Genomic DNA, 22028 nt, shown 5'->3' on the forward strand with positions numbered 1-22028 from the left:
CGGGTAGGTGGAACAGATGCGAGTGACACTGCAATCCACCGGAAACGCCGCAGCGCCCGAGGTCTGGGAGCGCTACATGGAGCCGACGGCATGGAAAACCTGGGCTCCCCAGATCATCGGCGTCGAATATCGTGGCGAGCGACTCACCGCGGACAGCACAGGCCGAGTGCTGGGGCCGCTGGGACTGCCGATCGACTTTCGGGTGCATTCGGTCGACGAGCGGTCGTGGACCTGGGCATGGTCGGCGTGGTTCCAGAACCAGGCCATCGGAGTCGACCTGACGCACGGCGTCGTCTCACGCCCCAACGGGACCAGGGCCTGGCTGACGATCGACGGACCGATGCCCCTGGTCCTGCCGTACGTACCGGTCGCCAAGTTCGCGCTCGGCAAACTGTGTGCGCAGTAGTACTACTCGGAGCGGGTGACGGTCTTCTCGTCGGATTTGTCGGCCACGTGGGTCGGCTCGGGGGTCGGTAGAGAAGGCTCGTCACCCGATCCGTCGAGATGGCCGTCGAACTCGTCGACCGCCTCGTCGCGCTCGGCACCGGTCTGATCGAGATCGGCGTCGACGCCCTTCGAGTGCTTCGCCGGGTCGACGGTGGTGTCCACTGCTTTGTTGTCGGTCATGGGGTCAAGAGTGCCCGTCGGCCCGAGACGCAAACCCCTACAGCCCCTTCTCGATGGCGTAGCGAGTCAGTTCGACACGGTTGGCCAGCTGCAATTTCCGCAACGTCGCCTGCACATGGTTCTCGACGGTGCGGTGACTGAGCGTCAATCGCGTCGCAATCTGCTTGGCGCTCAGACCCTTTGCCACCAGTCGCAATACCTCGGTTTCCCGGTCCGTCAGCGTGGGGCGCGTATCGGATTCCGGTTCGGGCGACGACGACATCCGCCGGAATTCCCCGAGGACCAGGCCCGCGAGACCGGGAGTGAACACGGCTTGCCCGGCTGCGGTGGCGCGGACGGCGTCGAACAGCTCCTCCGCCGATGCACTCTTGACCAGGTAACCCGTCGCACCCGCCTTGATCGCGTCGAGCACGTCGCTGCGTTCGGCAGAGGCGGAGAGCACCAGGATCTTGGTCTCGGGCGACGCCTCCAGGACGGCCACGGTGGCGTCGGCCCCATTGCCGTCGGGCAGGTGCATGTCCATCAGCACGACGTCGGGAGTGGTGGCTCGGGCGCGGCGTCCGGCAGCGGCGACGCCGTCCGCGGTGGCAACGACCCTGAATCCGGCGGCCTCGAGATCTCGGGCGACGCCGTCACGCCACATCGGGTGATCGTCGACGACCATCACCGCGACCTCGGAATTCGTCTCCTCTGTCATCGAAGTCCCTTCGTTCTCGGAAGACGAATCTCCCATTCGGTCCCCTCGCCGTCGGCGGTATCGAGCAGTGCTGTGCCACCCAGGGATTCGACGCGGCCGAGTATCGATTTCGAGACGCCCATCCGACCCTCGGCTTCGGCGGCGGCGAGCCGTCCGGCGGGAATGCCGTGGCCGTCGTCGCGAATACTGACGATCAGCTCTCCGTCGACGTCCTCGAGCAACACGTACGCCTTGGCCGCGGACCCTGCATGGAGTTCGACGTTGGACAGTGCAGTTGCCACCACTGCGGCGAGTTCCTCGGCCACTTCGGATTCGACGAGCACCGGGTCGGCCGGAGTGGAGACGGAGACTGCAGTACCGGCCTGCGTGCGCAGCAACGCGCGCACGTCCACGATCGAACCGGTGTGATCATCGCGCGGAGCGGCCTGTTCCGAGATCAACACGCGCAGCGCGACTTCCTGCTCACCGGCAAGAGTCGCGAGTTCTGCAGCAGGCCCGCCTATTTCGAGCCCTCGCCGGCGCACGAGGGCCAGTACCTGCAGTACCCCGTCGTGCACCTGCCGGGCGAGTCGTTCACGTTCCTCGGTGATCGCGGCCGATCGAGCTGCGCGACGCAGCTCTTCGTGAGCGCGCCGGGCAGTGTTCGACGCCATTCCCAGCGCCAGCCCGGCCGAGAGCAATACCGGAGCAGTGGCGTCGGACCAGAGGTCGGAGTCGAAGCGATCGCGAACGAACGCGCTGACCACCGACATCACGACACCGGATGCAATCCCTCCCTTGGGACCCAACAGGATTGCCGCGGAGATGACGGCATTGGTGGCCCACAGCGTGGTGGGCAGGGTTTGGCGGGTGCTGTACCAGTCGTAATCGGCCACCAGCCGCGTCGAGGCCATCAGGGCGATGACGATCACCTGATCGGCGAGCACCACCTGCCACCGTGGCAGCGATGCGCGCGCCAGCATCAACGCCGATGCCCCGGACCACACGGCCATCAGGGAAACGAACACCCAGCTCAAGCGGGGATTGGTGTAGTTGTCGACGGTGGCGACCTGGTAGCTGACGGCGTAGACGAGGGTGATCAGGCGAAAGGCCTGCGAGGCCCGCCACAGCGGGGTGTCGGGATCGGACGAGGTGAGCGTGGTCCGCACCCGATCAGCCGTCCGCATCGGTGTTCTGGCCCGGAATCTTCAGTTCTCCCTTGGCAAGTCGATCGGGCTCGTCGGCACCGGGAGGTGTGTGCGGATCACTCGCTTCGGCCGCGTACAGCGGGTCGGTCGGTTCGAGTTCTTCGTAGACCTCCTCCGGATCGTCGGCGAGCAGCGACCGCACGGCGGTGTTGAGCACTGCGACGATCGGTACGGCGAGCAGGCCACCGACGATGCCGGCGAGCAGAATTCCGACGGTGATGGACAGCACCACCGCCAGTGGATGCAGCCGTACCGCGCGTCCGAGCAGAAGTGGTTGCAGCACATGCCCTTCGAGCTGCATGACGGCGACCACGATGCCGAGGGTGATGACGGCGGTGATCAGGCCCTTGGTCACCAGGGCGATGAACACGGCCACGAATCCGGTCAACACGGCACCGATGATCGGGATGAACGCGCCGATGAACACCAACGAGGCCAGCGGGAGAGCCAGCGGCACACCGAGAATGGCGAGACCGGCACCGATGCCGATGGCATCCGCGGCCGCCACGGCAACCGTCGCGCGGACGTATCCCACCAGAGATCCGAAACCTTGGATGCCCGCGGTGCGGATCTTCCTGCGGGCTCCGGTCGGCGCGAGCCGGGTGACGAACTGCCAGATCTGATCGCCGCCGTACAGGAAGAAGATGAGCGTGAACAGTGTCAACAGTGCGCCGGTGAGAATCTCACCGATCACCGCGGCGGTCGTCAGTGCTCCGCTGGTGACGGCTTCCTGGTTGTCCTGAATGACCTTGACCAGGTTGTCGGTGGCCTGCCGAATCTGGTCCTCGCTGATGTGCAGCGGTCCGCTGCTGAGCCATTCCTCGACGCCGTTGATCGATTGGGTGAACTGATCGCCCACCTGCGGCAGACCTTCGATGAACTGCTCGACGATGAAGGTCATGATCCCGGCGACGACGCCGATGCTGGCAATGATCACGATGATCACCGCGACGGCTCGCGGCACTCCGCGTCGATGCATCCAGTCGACGACCGGCACGAGCATCGCCGACGCCAACAGTGCAAGACCCAACGGAATGACGACGGTGCTCAGCTTCGCGACCACATACGCGAAAGTGATGAATCCGGCGAACAGGACAAGTATTCGCCACGTCCATTCCGCCCCGACCCGCACCAGCGGGTGCACCGAATCTGCCGCCGAAGTGGGGCCCGGGGACGCCCCCGTACCTTGCGCCCGCAACTCGTCGGTGCTCACCCGCTAAATTTAACCTGTGCTGGCATCTTTCCGAGCGGTCTCGCTCACTCTGAAGAGTCGCTGGCCGCTCTATATGTTCTCGATGCTCATCGCCAATGTCTTCGGGGCCGTGCTCGTGTTCGCGTTCGTGCGCTACGGCCTGCCCATCCCCGAATCGCAGTCGATCGTCGCCGATCGTGTCCGCAACGTGTACATCTTCGGTGCCTATCTGGGTGTCGCCCTGGTGGTCAGCCTGATCTACGCGTACACACTGCTGCGCTCGGTCATCAGGTGGCAGCTCCGCGGTGGTCCGCCCACCCGCAAGGAACAGATGACGACGCTGCACGCGCCGTTGCGTCAGGCGATCGTGCACCTGATTCTGTGGATCATCGGCGGCATCATCTTCGTGTTGCTGACCATCGCAGAGATGCCGTCGCTGTCGATCGCGGTCATCGTCACCGTCGGAATGGCCGCGACGGTCACCTTCGGATTCACCTACATGCTCGGCGAGCGCATCCTGCGGCCGGTCGCGGCGATGGCTCTGAGCGAGGGCCGCTTCGATCGCACGATGACGCCCGGCGTCGGTACCCGCATGGCCATGACGTGGGGACTGGGAACGTTGATGCCCGTCATCGGCATCATCCTGCTGTGCGCCACCCAGCTGACCACCGATCTGGTGTTCTCCCCCAACGCCCTCGCCGTCGCCATCATCCTGCTCAGTGTGCTGGCCATCGTGCAGGCATTCGTCCTGTCGATGCTCACCGCGAGCCAGATCTCGGACCCCATCAGCCAGCTGCACAGCGCCATCGAACGCGTTCAGCGCGGCGAGACCGACGTCGAGGTCGACGTGTTCGACGGCAGCGAGATCGGCCGCCTGCAGGTCGGTTTCAACCGCATGATGGAGGAATCAGCCGAACGACGCGTCCTGAGAGAGCTGTTCGGCCAGCATGTCGGCGAGGACGTGGCGCGTCGCGCATTGCAGTTCGGTACCGAACTCGGCGGCGAGACACGATTCGTCGCGGTGCTGTTCGTGGACATGGTCGGCTCCACTGCCACCGCCTCCGAGCGCCCACCGAGCGAGGTCGTGGTGTTGCTCAACGAGTTCTTCCGCGTCGTCGTCGATGTCGTCGGACGTCATCACGGCTTCGTCAACAAATTCATGGGCGACGCGGCCCTCGCGATATTCGGAGCCCCACTCGATCGTCCGGACGCCCCTACCGCCGCGCTCGCCGCCGCCCGTGAACTGCGATTCGCACTGAACGAGATCACCGGCCTCGACATCGGCATCGGCGTCTCGGCGGGTCTTGCCGTCGCCGGCAACATCGGAGCCTCGGAACGCTTCGAGTACACCGTCATCGGAGACCCGGTCAACGAGGCATCGCGACTCACCGAGCTGGCGAAACTGCGCCCTGGACGCGTCCTGGCGTCGACCTCGGCCCTGTACTTCGCCGACGACGAGGAACAGGAACAGTGGGAGTTGGGAGACCAGGTTCAACTGCGTGGTCGACGACGGGCCACCCACCTGGCCTGGCCGGTCGAGTATCCCGACGCCACACCCGGCGACGGTTAGTCTGACAAGGTGCCCGACCCCAGCTCCACCCGCGGACCCGGAGTGCGGCGTCCGCGAAACCGGCTCCGGTGGCTCAAATGGATCGCTGGAATCGCCCTGGTTGCGCTGCTGGTGGGCGAGGCGATCTACCTGTGGCCGCGGCTGCACGAATCCTGGACCGCCGTTCGTGAAATCCACTGGGGATGGCTGGCGGCCTGCATCGTCGCTCAAGCAGTGTCACTGAGCGCATTCGGCCGAGTACAGAAACAACTACTCGACGCAGGCGGCGTGAAAGTACGTCAGCGTAAGTCCGTGGCCGTCATCTACGGCAGTACCGCGATGGCGCTCACCCTCCCCGCCGGGCAGGTCTTCTCGACGGCGTTCACCTATCGCGAGACCCGTCGCTGGGGCGCGAGCCCCGTGGTGGCGTCGTGGCAGTTGGCCATCTCCGGCGTCATCGCCGCAGCGGGACTGGCTGTCCTCGGGGTGGCCGGAGGATTGGTCGTCGGCAGTTCGTTCAACACGTTCACCGTGGTGCTGCCGATCGCCGGAGTCATCGCGATCGTCGTCGCCGTCCGCTACATCTCGAATCACCCCCAGTCGATCAAGACCGTCGCGCGCTGGGGACTGCGTCGCTACAACGCGTTCCGAAACCACGAGCTCGATGCCGGAGCCGAGGGCATCGACAAGATCATCGGTCAGATTCAGTCCGTCCAGCTCGGCAAACGCGACGGGGCGCTCACGCTGTCGTGGTCGGCGGTACATCGACTCGGCGACGTGGCCTGCCTGGCGTTCGCGTGCTTCGCCGTCGGCGCGGATCCACGACTGTCCGGTTTGCTCATCGCCTTCGCGGCGGGCAAAGCCGTCGGATCCGTTCCACTCGCGCCGGGCGGTCTGGTTGTCGTCGACGCCACCCTCATCGCGTTCTTGACCAGCGCCGCATCGATCACTGCGTCGCAGGCGGTCGCGTCGGCGCTGGTCTATCGCGGGGTCAGTTTCATCCTTGTCGCCATCGTCGGGTGGATCGTGTTTCTGGTGCTCTTCCGCAAGCACCAGCACGCCGATCTCGAGTTCGATATTGCGCTCGAACAGCAGGAGACCGCCGAGCTGCGACGCACCGAGAACAGCCGGGACGCGAAGGGCGATCCGGAGCCGGCGTAAACGCAGACGGTCAGTGGCGTTCGTCACTTTCCGTTCACCCGGAATATATACGGACCCTGGTCCGCTTGTGTACTATGAGCATTGAAACTTCAACCCACTAGGAGTCACCATGACCACCGCCATTGCACTTCCCGAGCTCACCGCAGGCACCTGGGCCATCGACGCAGCCCACTCCACCGTCGGATTCACCGTCCGCCACCTGGTGGTCAGCAAGGTCCGCGGCCGTTTCCAGGCCTTCACCGGCACCATCACCGTCGCTGCCGACGGCACCCCCTCTGTCGACGCCGAGATCGACGTCACCTCGATCACGACCGACAACGCCCAGCGCGACGGCCACCTCAAGACCGCCGACTTCTTCGAGGTCGAGAAGTTCCCCACCGCAACGTTCAAGTCCACCTCGGTCAAGGCCGACGGCGGAGACTTCATCGTCACCGGTGACTTCACCCTCCACGGCGTCACCAACTCCATCGATCTCAAGCTCGAGTTCAACGGCGTCAACGCCGGCATGGGCAACGGACCGGTCGCCGGCTTCGAGGCCAGCACCGTCATCAACCGCAAGGACTTCGGCATCAGCATCGACATGCCCCTCGAAGGCGGCGGCGCAGTCGTCGGCGACAAGATCACGCTGAACCTGGAAATCGAAGCCGGACTGCAGGCGTAATTCTGCCCCGCTTCACCCCTCCCCCCTTCCGGATCAATGCGGCTTTGTTGCAGTCCAAGCGACTGAAAGCCACATTGATCCACGCCGGGAGGCCCACCGAACGGCCCGTATCGCATTCGCGGTACGGGCCGTTCGCTGTAGGTGTCTACAGTGGGGCGCGTGAAGTTTCGATCCCCCGTAGTTGCTGCCGTCCTCGACCTGCTGATGGTCTTGCTCTTCGCCGCGATCGGCCGTCGCAGCCATGCCGAGGCCACCGCGCTGTCCGGCCTGTTCCACACCGCCTGGCCGTTCGTCGTCGGTGCGGCCATCGGCTGGATCGTCACATTCGCGCTGTACCGCAACAAGTTCGACGCGTTCCTCATCGTCCCGACGGGCATCGTCGTGTGGGTGATGACGGTCGCTCTCGGCATGGTCCTGCGTGCAGTGACCGGGCAAGGAACAGCTGGGTCGTTCATCGTCGTGGCAACCCTGTCCACCGCCGTTCTGCTGCTCGGTTGGCGCGCGCTGGCGAAATTCGTACCCAGCGTCCGCTGACTGAAGAGTTCGTCGAGATCGGCCTCGGCGCGATAGGATCATCCACGGTGCGCCGGGAAGTCTGGTCGGCAACTGTTCTGTGCTGCGCACATGCCCTTCGATTCGACGGGTTCGCACGGCACGACGTTGCTACCGAAAGGCTTTGTCACTGTGTCTGATTCACCGAGTCCGACTGGTTCAACCACACCGAAAGCACGATTGCCGCTGTTCTCTCGCGGCTCCTGGTCCGAGGCCGACCGGGTCGCGCAGATTCTCCGCAAGGAAACCGTCGGTGGCGCATTGCTCCTCGTCGCCACTCTTGTCGCGTTGATCTGGGCCAACTCACCTTGGTCCGCGGCATACGACTCGCTGATGAGCACCCGCTTCGGGCCCTCGGCACTGCATCTCGATCTGACGCTCTCGACGTGGGCCGCCGACGGGTTGCTGGCCATCTTCTTCTTCGTCGTCGGACTCGAGCTCAAACGCGAATTCGTTGCCGGTGATCTGCGCGATCCGGCACGCGCCGCGTTGCCGGTGGCCGCGGCCGTGGGTGGAATGATCGTTCCCGCAGTCATTTTCGTGCTGTTCAACCTAGGCACCGGGGACGGCGCTCTCCTCGGCTGGGCCATTCCCACCGCAACCGATATCGCGTTCGCCGTCGCCGTTCTCGCGGTGATCAGCACGCATCTTCCGACCGCGTTGCGCACCTTTCTGCTGACTCTGGCCGTGGTCGACGACCTCCTGGCAGTCAGTGTCATCGCAATCTTCTACACCGACGACATCAACTTCGTCGCGCTCGGACTGACGCTGATTCCGCTTGCCCTGTTCGCCGTTGCCGTGCAAATGCGCGTCCGCTCGTGGTGGATTCTCATCCCGCTGGCCGTCGTGACGTGGGTGCTCATGCACGAGTCCGGCGTCCACGCCACCGTCGCGGGCGTTCTGCTCGGCTTCGCCGTTCCGGTGATCCGGAGCAAGGCCAACGGCGGCCCCGATGCGGGCCCCGGTCTCGCCGAGCACTTCGAGCACAAGATTCGGCCCATCTCCGCAGGAATCGCGGTGCCGCTCTTCGCCTTCTGCGCTGCCGGCGTGACCGTCGGTGGATTCTCAGGTCTTCGCAGTGCACTGACCGATCCGATCGCCATCGGCATCATCGCCGGCCTCGTCATCGGCAAGGCCATCGGCATCTTCGGCACTACGTATCTCGTATCCCGTTTCACCAGGGCGACACTGGATGCCGGACTGAAATGGCTCGACGTCTTCGGTGTCGCGATGCTCGCGGGTATCGGCTTCACCGTGTCGCTGCTGATCGGCGACCTCGCTTTCGGCGAAGGAACTCAGCGCGACGATCACGTCAAGGTCGGTGTGCTGACCGGTTCGATCATTGCGGCCACCATCGCCTCGATCATTCTGCGAACCCGCAACAAGGCGTACCGGGACTTCTACATCGAAGAGACCCGCGACGACGACCACGACGGCATCCCGGACGTGTATCAGAACAAGAAGTAGCGATCGTTGGCATCCGGATGGCTCCGGTGACACGATGAGTCCGTGAGCGGAACCGTGCGCGAACTGTTGACCCGGCACGTCGACGCCGGACTGATGCCGGGGGCGGTAGCACTCCTGGGCGGCCCTGATGCGGAACCGATCGCGGTCGGATCATCGGCGGTCGGCGGTCCACCGATGGCAATCGGCGCCATCGTCCGGATTCAGTCGATGACCAAGATCGTCACCAGCGTGGCCGCCCTGCGGCTCGTGGAGGCGGGCCGACTGACGCTGGACGACGACGTCGTGCCCTGGCTTCCCGAACTCGCGGGCCGCCCCGTGCTCACCCGCCCCGACGCTGCACTCGACGACACCGTTCCTCAGGGCCGACCGATCACGTTGCGGCACTTGCTCACCAACACCAGTGGGTACGGAATTCAGATGGGAGACACCCCGCTGGCCCGGGCGATGAGGGACAACGACACGGAAGCCGGATCCGCGCCGTCTCCGCTCGGCGCGGACGAGTGGTTGGCACGCATGGCGGATCTTCCTCTGGCTTTTCAGCCCGGCGCTGGGTGGCGCTACCACCACGGCTTCGCGATCCTCGGCATCCTCGTCTCCCGCATCGTCGGCCGGTCTCTGCAGGATCACCTCCGCGACGACCTGTTCACTCCATTGGACATGCCCGACACCGGACTGTGGGTGCCGACCGACCGGTGCCATCGCCTGACGGCGGCCTACCGGTTCGAGGACGGGTCGTTGATCGAAACCGAACCCGCCGCAGGCGGGCCCTACGCGGGACCGCCCCCTGTCGACGTGAGTCACGGCGAGTTGGTGTCCACGGTGACCGATTTTCACCGCTTCCTTCGCGCGATCACGACGTCGGTGTCGACCGAGCACCTGGAGCTGATGACACACGACCAGGTGCCTGCGTCGATCAAGACCGACGAGAGTTTCTACCCCGGCTTCTGGCCGGGTACGGGGTGGGGATTCGGCGTCTCGGTCGTCACCGAAGGAGATCACCTCGGTCGGTACGGCTGGTCCGGCGGGCAGGGCACCGACTTCTTCGTCGACCCGGACGGGACCATCGGCATCTTGCTGACGCAGACCGAATTGTGCGAGGCCACCTTCGCGCTGCTGTCGGAGTTCCAGGGACTGCGCTGACAGGACCTATGCTGACACGACCTACGCTGGGTCGATTGCAGCACCTACAGTTACCGCCGTGATCGAGAACCGGTTTCGAGCGTGACGCAGCCACTGGCCCGTCGACTCGGGCTCTTCGACGCCATCGTCATCGGTGTCGGTTCGATGGTCGGGGCCGGAGTGTTCGCGTCGTTCGCCCCCGCTGCGGCCGTTGCAGGTGCGGGCCTGCTCATCGGTCTTGCCATTGCCGCGGTCGTGGCGTTCTGCAACGCCACATCCTCGGCGCAGCTGGCCGCCCAGTACCCGACCTCGGGTGGCACGTACATCTACGGTCGTGAACGACTCGGCGAGTGGCCGGGATTCGTGGCCGGGTGGAGCTTCGTCATCGGCAAGACCTCGAGTTCGGCGGCCATGGCACTGGTGTTCGCGGCGTATGTCGCACCTGCCGGTTACACAGAACTCGTTGCGGCGCTTGCCATTATCGCATTGACAGCGGTGAACTACTTCGGCATCACCCGCACGGCCATGCTGACGAAGATCCTCGTCGCTGCCGTGCTCACCGTCCTCGTCATCGCAGTGGTCCTCGGCCTCACAGGCTCGTCCGGCCCCGCCGTCGGCGGACTGGGCTCGTTCACCGAGAACGGGTGGTACGGAATTCTGCAGTCGGCGGGGCTGCTGTTCTTCGCCTTTGCGGGGTACGCGCGTATCGCCACCCTCGGCGAGGAGGTCGTCCGACCCGAACGCGCCATTCCGCGTGCCATCGTGTCCGCCCTCGGTATCGCATTGCTGGTCTACGCGGTGGTTGCGTTGACACTGCTGTCGGTTCTCGGCCCCGATCTCCTGGCCTCGTCGTCTGCCCCATTGGTCGATCTCGTGGGGGCGTCGGGACATTCGTGGGCGTCGCCGCTGATGCGGATCGCCGCCGGCCTCGCCGCACTGGGAGCGTTGCTGGCGCTGATCGCCGGCATCGGACGCACGTCGCTGGCAATGGCCCGCCACGACGATCTGCCGTCGTATCTGACCGCGGTCCATCCGCGCTATTCGGTTCCGCACCGGGCCGAGATCACCCTCGCCGTGATCGTCGTCGTGCTGGTCCTGGTGGTCGATCTGCGTGACGCCATCGGCTTCTCGTCGTTCGGAGTCTTGCTCTACTACCTGGTGGCCAATCTCAGCGCGTACACCCAGGATGCCGAGAATCGCCGCTACCCGCGGGCCTTACCGGTGATCGGCAGCATCGGGTGCGTGGTACTGATCGCAACGTTGCCGGTGTCGTCCATCGTCGTCGGAACCATCGTGGTCGTGCTCGGCGTCCTCTACCGAACAGGCCGACGACTGTTCACTTGACGGTTGATTCGACAAACGTCAATATAGACGAATGTCGAATCAAGAACGGTCGTCCCTCGATGGTGACTGCTGCTCGCCGCTGATCCGCGAACCCCTGAACGCCGATTGGGCCGGAGATCTGGCTCGGATGTTCAAGGCACTGGGAGATCCCGTGCGTCTTCGCCTACTCAGCCTCGTCGCCAGCCACGCCGGCGGCGAAGCATGTGTCTGCGACATCTCCCCCGCATTCGACCTCTCCCAGCCCACCATCTCCCACCACCTCAAGGTCTTACGCGAGGCAGGTCTGCTCGACTGCGAGCGCCGCGGCACCTGGGTCTACTACTGGGTGGTTCCTACTGCGCTGCAACAACTGTCGTCGGTTCTCAGTTCGGCCGACCCGACGGCGGTGATGGCATGAGCACATCGACCGAAACTGCCGTAGTCGGCAAGCTCTCCACTCTCGACCGGTTCCTGCCCGTATGGATCGGCGTGGCCATGGTCGTGGGGCTGCTCCTGGGACGCATGATCCCCGGGCTGAACGACGCCTTGTCGTCCATCTCGATCGACGGCGTCTCGCTCCCCATCGCCATCGGCCTGCTGATCATGATGTACCCGGTGCTGGCCAAGGTGCGCTACGACCGTCTCGACACCGTCACCGGCGACAAACGCCTGCTGATCGGATCGCTGGTCCTCAACTGGATCCTCGGTCCGGCCCTGATGTTCGCTCTCGCATGGCTTTTCCTCCCCGATCTGCCCGAGTACCGGACCGGGCTGATCATCGTCGGACTGGCACGCTGCATCGCGATGGTCATCATCTGGAACGACCTCGCCTGCGGAGACCGGGAAGCCGCCGCGGTTCTGGTGGCGATCAACTCGGTGTTCCAGGTGTTCATGTTCGCCATCCTCGGATGGTTCTACCTCTCGGTCCTTCCCGGTTGGCTCGGACTGGAGCAAACCACCATCGAGGCGTCGCCCTGGCAGATCGCCAAGTCGGTCCTCATCTTCCTCGGCATCCCTCTGATAGCCGGATTCGCGTCTCGCTTCTTCGGCGAGCGCGCCAAGGGTCGCGAGTGGTACGAGGAGAAGTTCATCCCCAGGATCGCCCCGTGGGCGCTGTACGGTCTGCTGTTCACCATTGTCATTCTCTTTGCGCTGCAGGGTGATCGGATCACATCGCAGCCGCTCGACGTAGTGCGCATCGCGCTGCCACTGCTGGTGTACTTCGCGGTGATGTGGGGCGGCGGCTACGCCCTCGGTGCCGCGATGGGTCTGGGCTACGAGCGCACCACCACCCTCGCGTTCACCGCTGCAGGCAACAACTTCGAGTTGGCGATCGCTGTCGCCATCGCGACCTACGGCGCGACATCCGGGCAAGCACTCGCCGGAGTCGTCGGACCACTCATCGAGGTGCCGGTACTGGTGGGCCTCGTCTACGTCTCACTCGCCCTGCGTAAACGATTCTCCCCCAATCCATCCGCGACCACCGTGACCAAGGAGTCCTGATGTCCGACGCTCCCAGCGTCCTGTTCGTGTGCGTCAAGAACGGTGGTAAATCTCAGATGGCCGCCGGTCTGATGCGCAAGGCCGCAGGCGATTCGGTCGAGGTGCACTCGGCTGGGACCAAGCCCAGCGGATCCGTCAACGCACTCTCGGCCGAGGCCCTCCTCGAGGTCGGCGTCGACCTCTCCGGCGAGCAGCCCAAGCCGATCGACCCAAACCTGTTGTCTCGCATGGACTACGTGGTCACCCTCGGGAGCGAAGCGAAGGTCGATCCCATCGACGGTCCGACCTTCGAGAACTGGAACACCGACGAGCCGTCCGAGCGCGGGATCGACGGGATCGAACGAATGCGCCTGGTGCGCGACGACATCGCCGCTCGGGTCGAGGAGCTCGCGTCCCGATTGCGCCGCACCAACGGTTGACTCGAATGACTCCGGAGGTAGTGGTGATCGGCGGCGGTCAGGCGGGACTGTCCGCCGGCTACTACCTGCGACGGGCCGGTCTGGACTTCGTCATCCTCGACAATCAGACACATGCCGGCGGGTCCTGGCAGGACTACTGGCCATCGCTGCATCTGTTCTCCCCCGCCGAGTACTCACGCCTACCCGGCTGGCCGATGCCGCCGTGGCACAACGGCTTTCCATCGGCATCACATGTGGTGGACTACCTTCGGGCATACGAGAAGAAGTACGAACTGCCGGTTCACCGGCCCGTCGAGGTGAAGTCCGTGCATCGAGTCGAGGGCAGCTATCGAATCGACACCGACGGCGAGTCGTACGGTGCCGCGGCCGTCATCAATGCAACGGGAACGTGGTCTCGACCCTTCTGGCCGAGCTACCCCGGAATGCGCGGGTTCGGCGGGACCCAGCTGCATGCCGCCGACTACCGGGTGCCCGATCCGTTCGCGGGCAAGCGAGTCGGCATCATCGGGGGAGGCAATTCGGCGGCGCAGATCCTCGCCGAGATCTCCACCGTCGCCGAGACCCTGTGGTTCACCAACCGTGAACCTCGGTTTCTGCCCGACGACGTCGACGGCCGGGTGCTGTTCGATGTCGCCAGCGATCGGGCTCGCGCCCTTGCCGCGGGCGACGCGGACTCCGGCGGGGTCACCGGCCTGGGAGACATCGTGATAGTGCCGCCGGTGCGAGACGCACGCGATCGTGGAGTTCTGCATGCTCGGCCGATGTTCACCGCCTTGACCTCAGACGGCGTCACCGACGGGCACACAACCGAGACTCTGGACGCGATCGTGTGGTGCACCGGTTTTCGTCCGGCACTTCGCCACCTGCGAGCATTGCACTTGCACGCCGATGGTTCGGGAATTGTGCTGGACGGCAACCATGTTCGAGACGAGCCGACCCTGATTTTTCTCGGCTACGGCGACTGGACCGGCACCGCGTCGGCAACGCTCATCGGTGTCGGCCGGACCGCTCGGGCAGCCGTGGACACCGTCATTCGTGGAAGAAAGGTAGATCAGTCATGAACGAATACCCCGTAGTGGTGATCGGCGCAGGGCCCATCGGTCTCGCCGCCGCGGCGCATCTGACCGAAACCGGCTCTGCCGTAGTCGTTCTCGAATGTGGTTCGTCCGCAGGAGCAGCAGTGTCCGGATGGAACCACGTTCGGTTGTTCTCTCCGTGGTCCGAGGTCGTGGACCCCGCGGCCGCGCGGTTGCTCGAGCCCACCGGTTGGACCGAGCCGGACGGCGAGACCTACGCCACCGGACGCGAATGGGTGGAGCAGTACCTCGCGCCCCTCGCCGCCGTACTCGGTGACGCCGTTCGCGTGGACTCCGAGGTAGTCGGTGTCGCCCGCCGCGGACGCGACCGCGTGGTCGACGCCGGCCGCGACACGGAGCCGCTGTCCGTCCACATCCGGCATTCAGACGGCAGCGATGAACGCATCCTCGCCCGCGCGGTCGTCGACGCGTCGGGCACCTGGGGATCGCCGAATCCACTGGGCAGCGAGGGACTTCCGGCCGTCGGAGAGAAGGCCGCCGCAGATCGGATCGACTACCGAGTTCCCGATCTCACCGATCCGGCGATTCGCTCCCAGTTCGCGGGCAAGCACACAGTCATCGCTGGCAGCGGCCACTCCGCCCTGACCGCCATCATCACCTTCGCCGAACTCGCCGCCGAGGAACCAGGAACGACACTCACCTGGGCCGTCCGCCGAGGCGTCACCGCCGATGTGTTCGGCGGCGGGGACGCGGACGAACTGGCTGCTCGCGGCGCTCTCGGTCAACGCGCCAGGAAGGCGGTCGACGACGGATTCCTCACCGTCGTCGCCGGCTTCCGCACCGAAACCGTTGCGGTGGAGGGGGATCGGCTCACTCTGATCGGTGACACCGGCGCTCGCATCGAGAACGTGGATCGCATCGTCGCACTCACCGGGTTCCGACCGAATCTGTCGTGGCTGTCCGAGGTGCGCCTCGATCTCGATCCCACCCTGCAGGCACCGAAGTTCGTCGCGGAATTGGTGGACCCCAACATGCATTCGTGTGGATCGGTGTCCCCACACGGCGTCGAAGAACTCACTCAACCCGAGCCCGGCTTCTACCTGGTCGGCATGAAGAGCTACGGCCGCGCTCCGACGTTTCTCGCGATGACCGGCTACGAGCAGGTTCGCAGCATCGCAGCCGAACTCGCCGGCGACCACGAGGGCGCACGGAAGGTGGAGCTGACGTTGCCCGACACCGGAGTCTGCGGCGGCGCGGGCCTGTTCGACGAACCCGACGCGCCGTCGACCGGCGGTTGCTGCAGTGTCCCCCGCGAGACCGAGGCGCAACTGATCTGACCGTCAGCCGACCCGGGAGGTGAACAAGATGCGGACCGCCGCGCCCTTTCGGAACGATCGTTCCGCGGCTAACATCGAATCCTGCTACTTGGAACACTCGTTCCGTTATCGAAAGGAATAGTGCGGTGAAACTGCGACGGATACGGACTGCGGACGGATTGCAGTTGCAGACTTCGACCACAGGTGAGTCCTGGCAGCCGACACTCGACCGGTCGGCTCTGGGCGGGAGCGTTTTCGATTCCGAGTGGGAACTGGCCCGCGCCGATGAACACCTCGAGCGCAGTGCGCTGGTGCTGCCGTTCCAGCCGGCCTCGTTCCGGGACTTCATGCTCTACGAGCAGCATGTTCTCGACGCAAGTCGGGGCTTGCTCCGGCGTTTCCATCGGAAGCAGAGCCGGGCAGTGGCTGCCGTGGAAGCGCTCACCCGACGCCCCTTTCCGCTGCTGCGCCCCAAGCCGCTGTTCTACACCCAACCCATGTACTACATGTCCAATGCGCTCACTTTCGTCCCCTCGGGGACGGCGCTCGCCGCCCCGTCCTATGCGAAAGCGCTGGACTACGAACTCGAGATCGGCTTCGTCCTCGCTCGGAGTTTGTTCGACGCCACCGCGGACGAGGCTCTCGACGCCATCGGAGCGTTCGTCGTCCTCAACGATTTCAGCGCTCGCGATGTCCAGCGCTCCGAGATGGACAGCGGATTCGGGCCACAGAAGTCCAAACACTTCGCGACCTCGCTCTCGGAGGTAGCCGTCACCGCCGATGAGATCCTGCCCACGATCGATTCCCTGCGGGGAACGGTCACCATCGACGGCACCACCGTGTCCACCGTCTCGAGCGCCGGGATGCAGCACACCATCGGGGAAGTCCTGGCGCATGCCTCCCGCAGCGAGATACTTCGGCCCGGTGAATTGTTCGCCACCGGCACCCTGCCCGGCGGCAGCGGGATGGAAACCGGGCACTGGCTCACACCCGGGTCCACCGTCGAACTCAGCATCGACGGGATCGGCAGTATCAGCCACGTCATACTCGATTCGTGACGTTCCCCGACTCCGAAGAATCGCCTGCTCGCTCGAAACGGGACGCCAATCGCGCCGAGCTGCGGACCCGGTTGCTCGACTCAGCCGAGGAACTCTTCGCCGACCGCGGCTACTTCGGTGTCGGTGTCCGCGATATCACCGACCGCGCACACACCCGATTGGCCTCGGTCAGTGAGCAATTCGGCGGTAAAGAAGCACTCTTTCAGGCCGTGCTGGCGCGGCGCATCCGCCCTCTCAACGACGATCGGCGCGCCCACCTGTCGGCGCTACCGACGCGTGGAACCCAGCCCGAACGTCTACGCGCACTGATCGAGGCGTTCACCGAACCGATGCGTCGCCGTGCCGGTGCTCCCGGATGGGACAACTACTTTCGGCTCATTGCTCAACTCTCCAACTCCGGCAACCCGATCGGTCGTCTGATCGTCGACGACTTCAACGCCATCGCCATCGATTTCATGACCCGGATGCACGCACTGTTCCCACACGCGAACGAGGCGGAAATTCACGACGCGTACCTGCATCTGGTCGCCGCCGCGATGCACACCTACTCCAACAATCTCCGGCTCGACAGTCTCACCGAGGGCCGGATGCATGCGCGTGACATGGACGAACGGCACCGGGCGTTGCTGCGCTTCGCCCAGGGGGGCATCACCGCGACGGTCACCCGTTCTGCGTCCGGCTGATCGTCGTACCGCGGCGAAGGAGTCACTCAGCCGAAGGCCTGGTACCCCAGCCAGCCGGCGAGTCCGAGGCCCAGAATCCCGACACCGATACGCAGGACGATCGGCGAGATCACCTTGACCGTCGGCGGCCCGCAGGCTCCGCCGACGAAGCACCCGATCGCGAGTGCGAGCGCAGCCAGCCAGTGCACCTGGCCGGAGAACGAGAAGATGATCGCGGCAATGAGATTGGCGATGCCGAGAAAGAAGCTCTTCAGAACGCTTGCGCGCCAGAAGGTATCCGACGTGCAGATCAGCGCCAGCGCGAGGAAGATGACACCGGCTCCGGCACCGAAGTAGCCGCCGTAGATCGCGACAGCGAACAGCGCCAAGGGGTAGAGCGTCGGAAACTGTTTGCCTCCGGACAACTTTCGGATGCTCGGTTGCAGCAGCAGTGCAATGGCGGCCATCGCCACCAGGAACGGCACCACTACCTCGAACGAACCGTCAGGCGTGTTGAGCAACAGGATCGCGCCGGTGGTGCCGCCGAGCGCGGAGTAGATCGCGTAGCGAACAAGCTGCTTGCCGTCCTTGGCCAGCTCGGCCGACGAACTCGCCGTCGCGCCGACGCCGGCAGCGACAAGAGCCACCGTGTTCGTCACGTTGGCCGACACCGCGGGCAAGCCCACCGCCAGCAGCGCCGGATACGAGACGAGCGAGGCGAGCCCGGTGACGAACCCGATGAGGCCGGCGAAGAACCCGGCCACCACCAGTAGTCCGAAATCGAGCACCGTCACCGAATAAAACTACCGTGACTAACGATCCCGACTACTCGACGGGGTTCGCCATCTCCTGCAGCAACCGACTCGTCATCCGCACTGCCTGATCCCCGCCGTCTGCGTCCTCGATGTACACCGCGAAAGCGACGTCACCACTGGTGGCGAGTACGAAGCGATCGTCGCCGCTTTCCCCGGCGAAGCCCTGGACACCATCGAACGTATCGAGGCCACTGCTGCTCGACGAGTCGGCGAGTATGCCGCGCAACCGGTTTGTCGCGTCCGTTCCGATGGGCTCGGCTTCGCGATCGGCGACGGCAGTCTGTCCGGCGACGATCATCGGGGTCGGTGCGCTGCCCCGGGAGATCGCGGCTGCCATCTGCGCGAGTCCGAACGGCGTCACGGTCGCCTCGTCCCCGGAGGCCGTGGACACGGTGCGGATGCCGTCGATTGCACTACGACTTCCGGCGGGAGTTCCGGTGTAGGCGTCGAGCCCGGGCATGGAGTAGTGAATTCCCAGGCCGAGCCGCGCGGCTGCATCCTCGCCACTGTCGTCACCACGATCGGACTGCACGGCCTTGACCAGGTCCGACGCGGTGCCGGCCGGGTAGGAACCACCGAAGGCTACGTCTCCTTGCTCGTTGGCGTAACTGTTCTGTGCCGCACCGATGATCGCGCCGGTCGAGGTGGACAGTGCCACGATCGACGCGGACGTCCCCGCCATCACCACAGCGTTCTCGGCCGCGAGTTGCACGCGCGGATCGAGCGTCGAGTGCAGATCCGGCCCACCCGGACCCTGGAATCCGACGCGTCGCTCGCCGCTTCCGTCGACGGTGTAGGTGTCGACGGCCCAGCCCGCGGTGGCGTCGCGCCCGGCTTGCCATGCGGTGCGCAGAGAATCGAGCACCGGTGAGGTGATGCGCCGGTCGTCGACGATGAGCTTCGGCTGCGGGGAGACCACCACACCCGGCACGGCGCGCAGATCGTCCTCGAGAACGGCGAAGTCGTCGTCGCGCAGAGTCACCGCGGTGATCGGTGCACCGCCGGCCGAATTCAGCTCTGCCAGCATCGATTCGGAGGTGATGAGCGGTGCGACGACATCGATGATGTCGGCGAGTTGCGTCGTGGACGCAACCGGATCACTCGTCTGCGCCGGGTCGAGGGAGATGGCGTTGATGGTCCGCTCACTCATCAGCACGTTGTTCGCGGCGTCGAAGATCAGCGGCGGCGCGGCGTCGGTACGGGTGTAGCGGACCGAGCCACCGGAGGTGAGGTCGGGTACGAGGGTGGCCGGATCCCACGCGATGCGCCAGCCAACGCTGAGTTTCTTGGTCGAGCCCTGCGCGCTGTACTTCCAATCCTTGCCCTCGCCGAAGTTCCACGCCGACGCCAGAGTGAAGAAGCCGCTCTCGTCGGAGAGGTCCATGTACTGGGTCAGGTCGAAATCGCCGGTGGACGTGCCGTCGGCCGACAAGCCGTCGAACATCTGGTTGAGAGCTGCTGTCGCGGCGTTCGGGTAGGTCGTGAGCGCGGCGGCGGCCGCGACATCGCGGTTGTCCAGCGCATCGACGAACTTCGAGACCAACACTTCGGCTTCGCTCGGTGGCCGATCGACCATCCAGAACGCGGCCGAGACCGTCAATGTCGCCGAGGCTGCCACAGCGACGAGGTAGCGACCGCGAACCTTGGGCGGGCCACGACGGACACGACTCATAGAACTCATGAGTCACAATATTCACTGTAGTCACACGAGTAACAAGCACGGTATTCATACGAGCCGGTCACGATTGAGATACGTCCTGGCCGGTCTACCTCAGAAAGCGACCCGCAGCTTCGATGGCCGGCGTCGAGCTGCCCGCGTTGTTCACGAAGACCGCGAACGCAAGATCGCCGGAAATTCCGACGAACCAACCGTGAGCGCCTTCGTTGTTGGCACCGAACTCGGCGGTGCCGGTCTTACCGAGCAATCCGGGGATGTCATTCAACGCCGTGGCCGTTCCGCCGGTGATGGTCTCGCGCATCATGGTCTTGATCTGCTCGGTGACCTGCGGGTTCACTGCTGCCGGCTGCATGTTGCCCACGCCGGGCTTACCTGCGACAACCGTCGGTGGAAGCAAGCCGTTGTTGGCGATGGAGGACGCGACCAGCGCCATCCCGAACGGTGACGCAGTCACCTGCCCCTGGCCGATGGCGGATTCGACGCGCTGCGCCGGGGTGTCGGCCGACGGCACCGAGCCGGTGACGGTCGTCAGGCCCGGGGTGACGTAGTCGACGCCGAGGCCGTACTGCGCCGCCGCGTCGGTCAGACCGTTCGGCGGCAGTGCGACGCCGAGGCGGCCCATCGTCGTATTGCACGATTTTGCGAAGGCGGTGTGCAGCGGCACGTCACCGAGTTCGAAGTTGTCGTCGTTCGGGATCTGCCTGCCTTCGATGTTCTCGGTCGCCGGGCACGGCAGCACGGTATCGGGGGTGACGGCACCGGACTGCAGGGCAGCCGAGGTGGTGACCGTCTTGAACGTCGACCCCGGCGGGTACAGGCCGGTCAAGGCGATCGGGCCCTCGGCGTCCGCGGCGGCATTCTGGGCAACGGCCAGAACATTTCCCGTCGACGGCCGAAGCGCGACGATCGCAGCCTGCTGTGGCAACGACGCCAGGGCGTTCTCGGCTTTGAGTTGCAGCGCCGAGTCGACGGTGGTCGCGATGTCCTCGCCGGTGCTTGCATCGCGTCCGGCGAGCTGGGTGACGGTGCCATCGGCTGCGACCGCTTGGATCGCCCAGCCACTATTGGCGGCCTGCTCCTGCTCCCACAGCGTCGTCAGATCACTGAGCACCGGCGAGACGAGGTTGCGATCGGTGGCCAACAGTCGCGTCTGCGGCGCGAGCGTGACTCCGGGGATGGTGGCGAGCTGGGCACCGATGGGGTCGATATCCGACTGACGGAGGGAGACGATCGTGGCTGAATTACCCTGTGCAGCAGCAACAGTCGCAGCGACGGACTCGGCCGTGATACCCGGAACGACGGATCCGACGAGGTTCGCGACAGCTACGGGATCGGCCGTTGCATCGACGTTGACGAGGGTGACCACCTGCTGCGACATCAGCTCGACGCCGTTGCCGTCGAAGATACGAGGTGCCACCAGAGCATCAGTCGGAGTGAATCGCACCGACGAGTCGGCCGTCAGGCCCGGAACCAACATCGCCGGATCCCAGGTGATCTTCCACCCCTGCTGGGTCTCGGCTGCAGTGGCCGACGTGGTGTAGTTCCACTCCTTCGGTTCACCGTCCGGTTCGGCGGTGCCGTCGCTGGTCGTCGAGAAACGCCAGCCGGCGTTCAACGTGAACGTGCCGGCATCCTCGTTGGCGTCGACAGCCTCGAAATCCGGAGTGGCCGTCACCGTTCCGCCGCCCGAGAGCCCGTCGTACAATGCGGTGAGCGCTGCCGTCGCTCCGGCCGGATCGGTGGTCAGCGCGGCCGCCTGCTCGATGTTCGAGCTGTTCACCGCGGCCGCGAACTGCTCGGCGACCGTCTGCGGCTGATCGGGACCACTCTGACCGCAGGCGGCGAGCACCAATGCCAGAACGGTCAGGATGGCTGCCGACGTCGTCGATTTTCTCGATGTGCGCACGACGTCGATCATGCCCCAGGCCACCGACCAACCGATGGTGGCGCGATTCCGAAAATCGGAGTAATCATGTAATCAGTATTACTTCACACAGAGGAGACC

At 65.1% G+C, this 22028-nt stretch carries 22 protein-coding genes; 15 read left to right on the forward strand and 7 right to left on the reverse strand.

The window, feature by feature from the left end; translation table 11 throughout:
• Positions 1–16: 16 nt before the first annotated feature.
• Entirely contained in the window at positions 17–406 is a 390-nt protein-coding gene (locus CH294_RS07360) for a hypothetical protein (RefSeq protein ID WP_032405807.1), read from the forward strand.
• 2 nt (positions 407–408) lie between these two features.
• On the opposite strand, the gene CH294_RS07365 is transcribed toward CH294_RS07360, so the two are convergent.
• Genes CH294_RS07365 through CH294_RS07380 form a run of 4 tightly spaced genes read right to left on the reverse strand, consistent with a single transcriptional unit; the run spans position 409 to position 3655 of the window.
• Positions 409–627: a hypothetical protein gene (locus CH294_RS07365; RefSeq protein WP_032405263.1), complete on the reverse strand. Its 219-nt coding sequence runs from the start codon at positions 625–627 to the stop codon at positions 409–411.
• Between the two features lie 37 nt (positions 628–664).
• Positions 665–1291 carry a response regulator transcription factor gene (locus CH294_RS07370; RefSeq protein WP_170944630.1) on the reverse strand — a complete coding sequence of 209 codons (627 nt, stop codon included), beginning with the start codon at positions 1289–1291 and terminating at the stop codon, positions 665–667.
• Positions 1292–1320: 29 nt separating this feature from the next.
• Complete coding sequence (locus CH294_RS07375; protein WP_170944624.1) at positions 1321–2490, reverse strand: DUF5931 domain-containing protein; 1170 nt, start codon at positions 2488–2490, stop codon at positions 1321–1323.
• On the reverse strand, positions 2477–3655 hold the full coding sequence (locus CH294_RS07380) for an AI-2E family transporter (protein WP_032405806.1): 1179 nt from the start codon (positions 3653–3655) through the stop codon (positions 2477–2479). The genes CH294_RS07375 and CH294_RS07380 overlap by 14 nt, the downstream gene beginning before the upstream one ends.
• A 142-nt stretch (positions 3656–3797) precedes the next feature.
• Between CH294_RS07380 and CH294_RS07385 the strand changes: the two genes are divergently transcribed.
• The 14 genes from CH294_RS07385 (at position 3798) to CH294_RS07450 (ending at position 17551) form a co-directional block, all read left to right on the forward strand.
• Entirely contained in the window at positions 3798–5273 is a 1476-nt protein-coding gene (locus CH294_RS07385) for an adenylate/guanylate cyclase domain-containing protein (RefSeq protein WP_032378364.1), read from the forward strand.
• Positions 5274–5282: 9 nt separating this feature from the next.
• Positions 5283–6413, forward strand: coding sequence for a YbhN family protein (locus CH294_RS07390; RefSeq protein WP_094737493.1), 1131 nt, complete (start codon positions 5283–5285; stop codon positions 6411–6413).
• A 109-nt stretch (positions 6414–6522) separates the two neighbouring features.
• Entirely contained in the window at positions 6523–7074 is a 552-nt protein-coding gene (locus CH294_RS07395; protein ID WP_032405259.1) for a YceI family protein, read from the forward strand.
• A 159-nt stretch (positions 7075–7233) separates the two neighbouring features.
• Positions 7234–7608, forward strand: coding sequence for a DUF3054 domain-containing protein (locus CH294_RS07400; RefSeq protein WP_094737494.1), 375 nt, complete (start codon positions 7234–7236; stop codon positions 7606–7608).
• Positions 7609–7758: 150 nt separating this feature from the next.
• Positions 7759–9093: a Na+/H+ antiporter NhaA gene (gene nhaA, locus CH294_RS07405; RefSeq protein WP_094737562.1), complete on the forward strand. Its 1335-nt coding sequence runs from the start codon at positions 7759–7761 to the stop codon at positions 9091–9093.
• Between the two features lie 42 nt (positions 9094–9135).
• Positions 9136–10233 (forward strand): serine hydrolase domain-containing protein, encoded by a 1098-nt coding sequence (locus CH294_RS07410; RefSeq protein ID WP_212709772.1) that lies wholly within the window; start codon positions 9136–9138, stop codon positions 10231–10233.
• An 81-nt stretch (positions 10234–10314) separates the two neighbouring features.
• Positions 10315–11556 (forward strand): APC family permease, encoded by a 1242-nt coding sequence (locus tag CH294_RS07415; RefSeq protein WP_094737495.1) that lies wholly within the window; start codon positions 10315–10317, stop codon positions 11554–11556.
• Positions 11557–11587: 31 nt separating this feature from the next.
• Positions 11588–11953, forward strand: a complete 366-nt coding sequence (locus tag CH294_RS07420) for a metalloregulator ArsR/SmtB family transcription factor (RefSeq protein ID WP_032405255.1) — start codon at positions 11588–11590, stop codon at positions 11951–11953.
• Entirely contained in the window at positions 11950–13038 is a 1089-nt protein-coding gene (gene arsB / locus CH294_RS07425; protein ID WP_094737496.1) for an ACR3 family arsenite efflux transporter, read from the forward strand. Before CH294_RS07420 ends, arsB begins: the two co-directional genes overlap by 4 nt.
• A complete protein-coding gene (locus CH294_RS07430; RefSeq protein ID WP_094737497.1) occupies positions 13038–13457 on the forward strand; it encodes a phosphatase in 420 nt (139 codons plus the stop codon). Before arsB ends, CH294_RS07430 begins: the two co-directional genes overlap by 1 nt.
• 5 nt (positions 13458–13462) lie before the next feature.
• Positions 13463–14518, forward strand: coding sequence for an ArsO family NAD(P)H-dependent flavin-containing monooxygenase (locus CH294_RS07435; RefSeq protein ID WP_094737498.1), 1056 nt, complete (start codon positions 13463–13465; stop codon positions 14516–14518).
• Positions 14515–15831 carry an NAD(P)-binding domain-containing protein gene (locus tag CH294_RS07440; protein WP_094737499.1) on the forward strand — a complete coding sequence of 439 codons (1317 nt, stop codon included), beginning with the start codon at positions 14515–14517 and terminating at the stop codon, positions 15829–15831. Before CH294_RS07435 ends, CH294_RS07440 begins: the two co-directional genes overlap by 4 nt.
• 125 nt (positions 15832–15956) lie before the next feature.
• Complete coding sequence (locus CH294_RS07445) at positions 15957–16868, forward strand: fumarylacetoacetate hydrolase family protein (RefSeq protein WP_094737500.1); 912 nt, start codon at positions 15957–15959, stop codon at positions 16866–16868.
• Positions 16865–17551 carry a TetR/AcrR family transcriptional regulator gene (locus CH294_RS07450; protein WP_032405249.1) on the forward strand — a complete coding sequence of 229 codons (687 nt, stop codon included), beginning with the start codon at positions 16865–16867 and terminating at the stop codon, positions 17549–17551. The genes CH294_RS07445 and CH294_RS07450 overlap by 4 nt, the downstream gene beginning before the upstream one ends.
• A gap of 26 nt (positions 17552–17577) precedes the next feature.
• Here the strand turns inward: CH294_RS07450 and CH294_RS07455 are convergent, their stop codons facing one another.
• From CH294_RS07455 to CH294_RS07465, 3 genes are all read right to left on the reverse strand, one after another.
• A complete protein-coding gene (locus CH294_RS07455; protein ID WP_032405248.1) occupies positions 17578–18324 on the reverse strand; it encodes a sulfite exporter TauE/SafE family protein in 747 nt (248 codons plus the stop codon).
• 31 nt (positions 18325–18355) lie between these two features.
• Positions 18356–20017 (reverse strand): NTF2-like N-terminal transpeptidase domain-containing protein, encoded by a 1662-nt coding sequence (locus tag CH294_RS07460; protein WP_170944631.1) that lies wholly within the window; start codon positions 20015–20017, stop codon positions 18356–18358.
• A 94-nt stretch (positions 20018–20111) separates the two neighbouring features.
• A complete protein-coding gene (locus CH294_RS07465; protein WP_094737501.1) occupies positions 20112–21941 on the reverse strand; it encodes a penicillin-binding transpeptidase domain-containing protein in 1830 nt (609 codons plus the stop codon).
• Positions 21942–22028 lie beyond the last annotated feature (87 nt).

The sequence above is a fragment of the Rhodococcus sp. 14-2483-1-1 genome, assembly GCF_002259335.1.
In the GTDB taxonomy this organism is placed as follows: Bacteria; Actinomycetota; Actinomycetes; order Mycobacteriales; family Mycobacteriaceae; genus Rhodococcoides.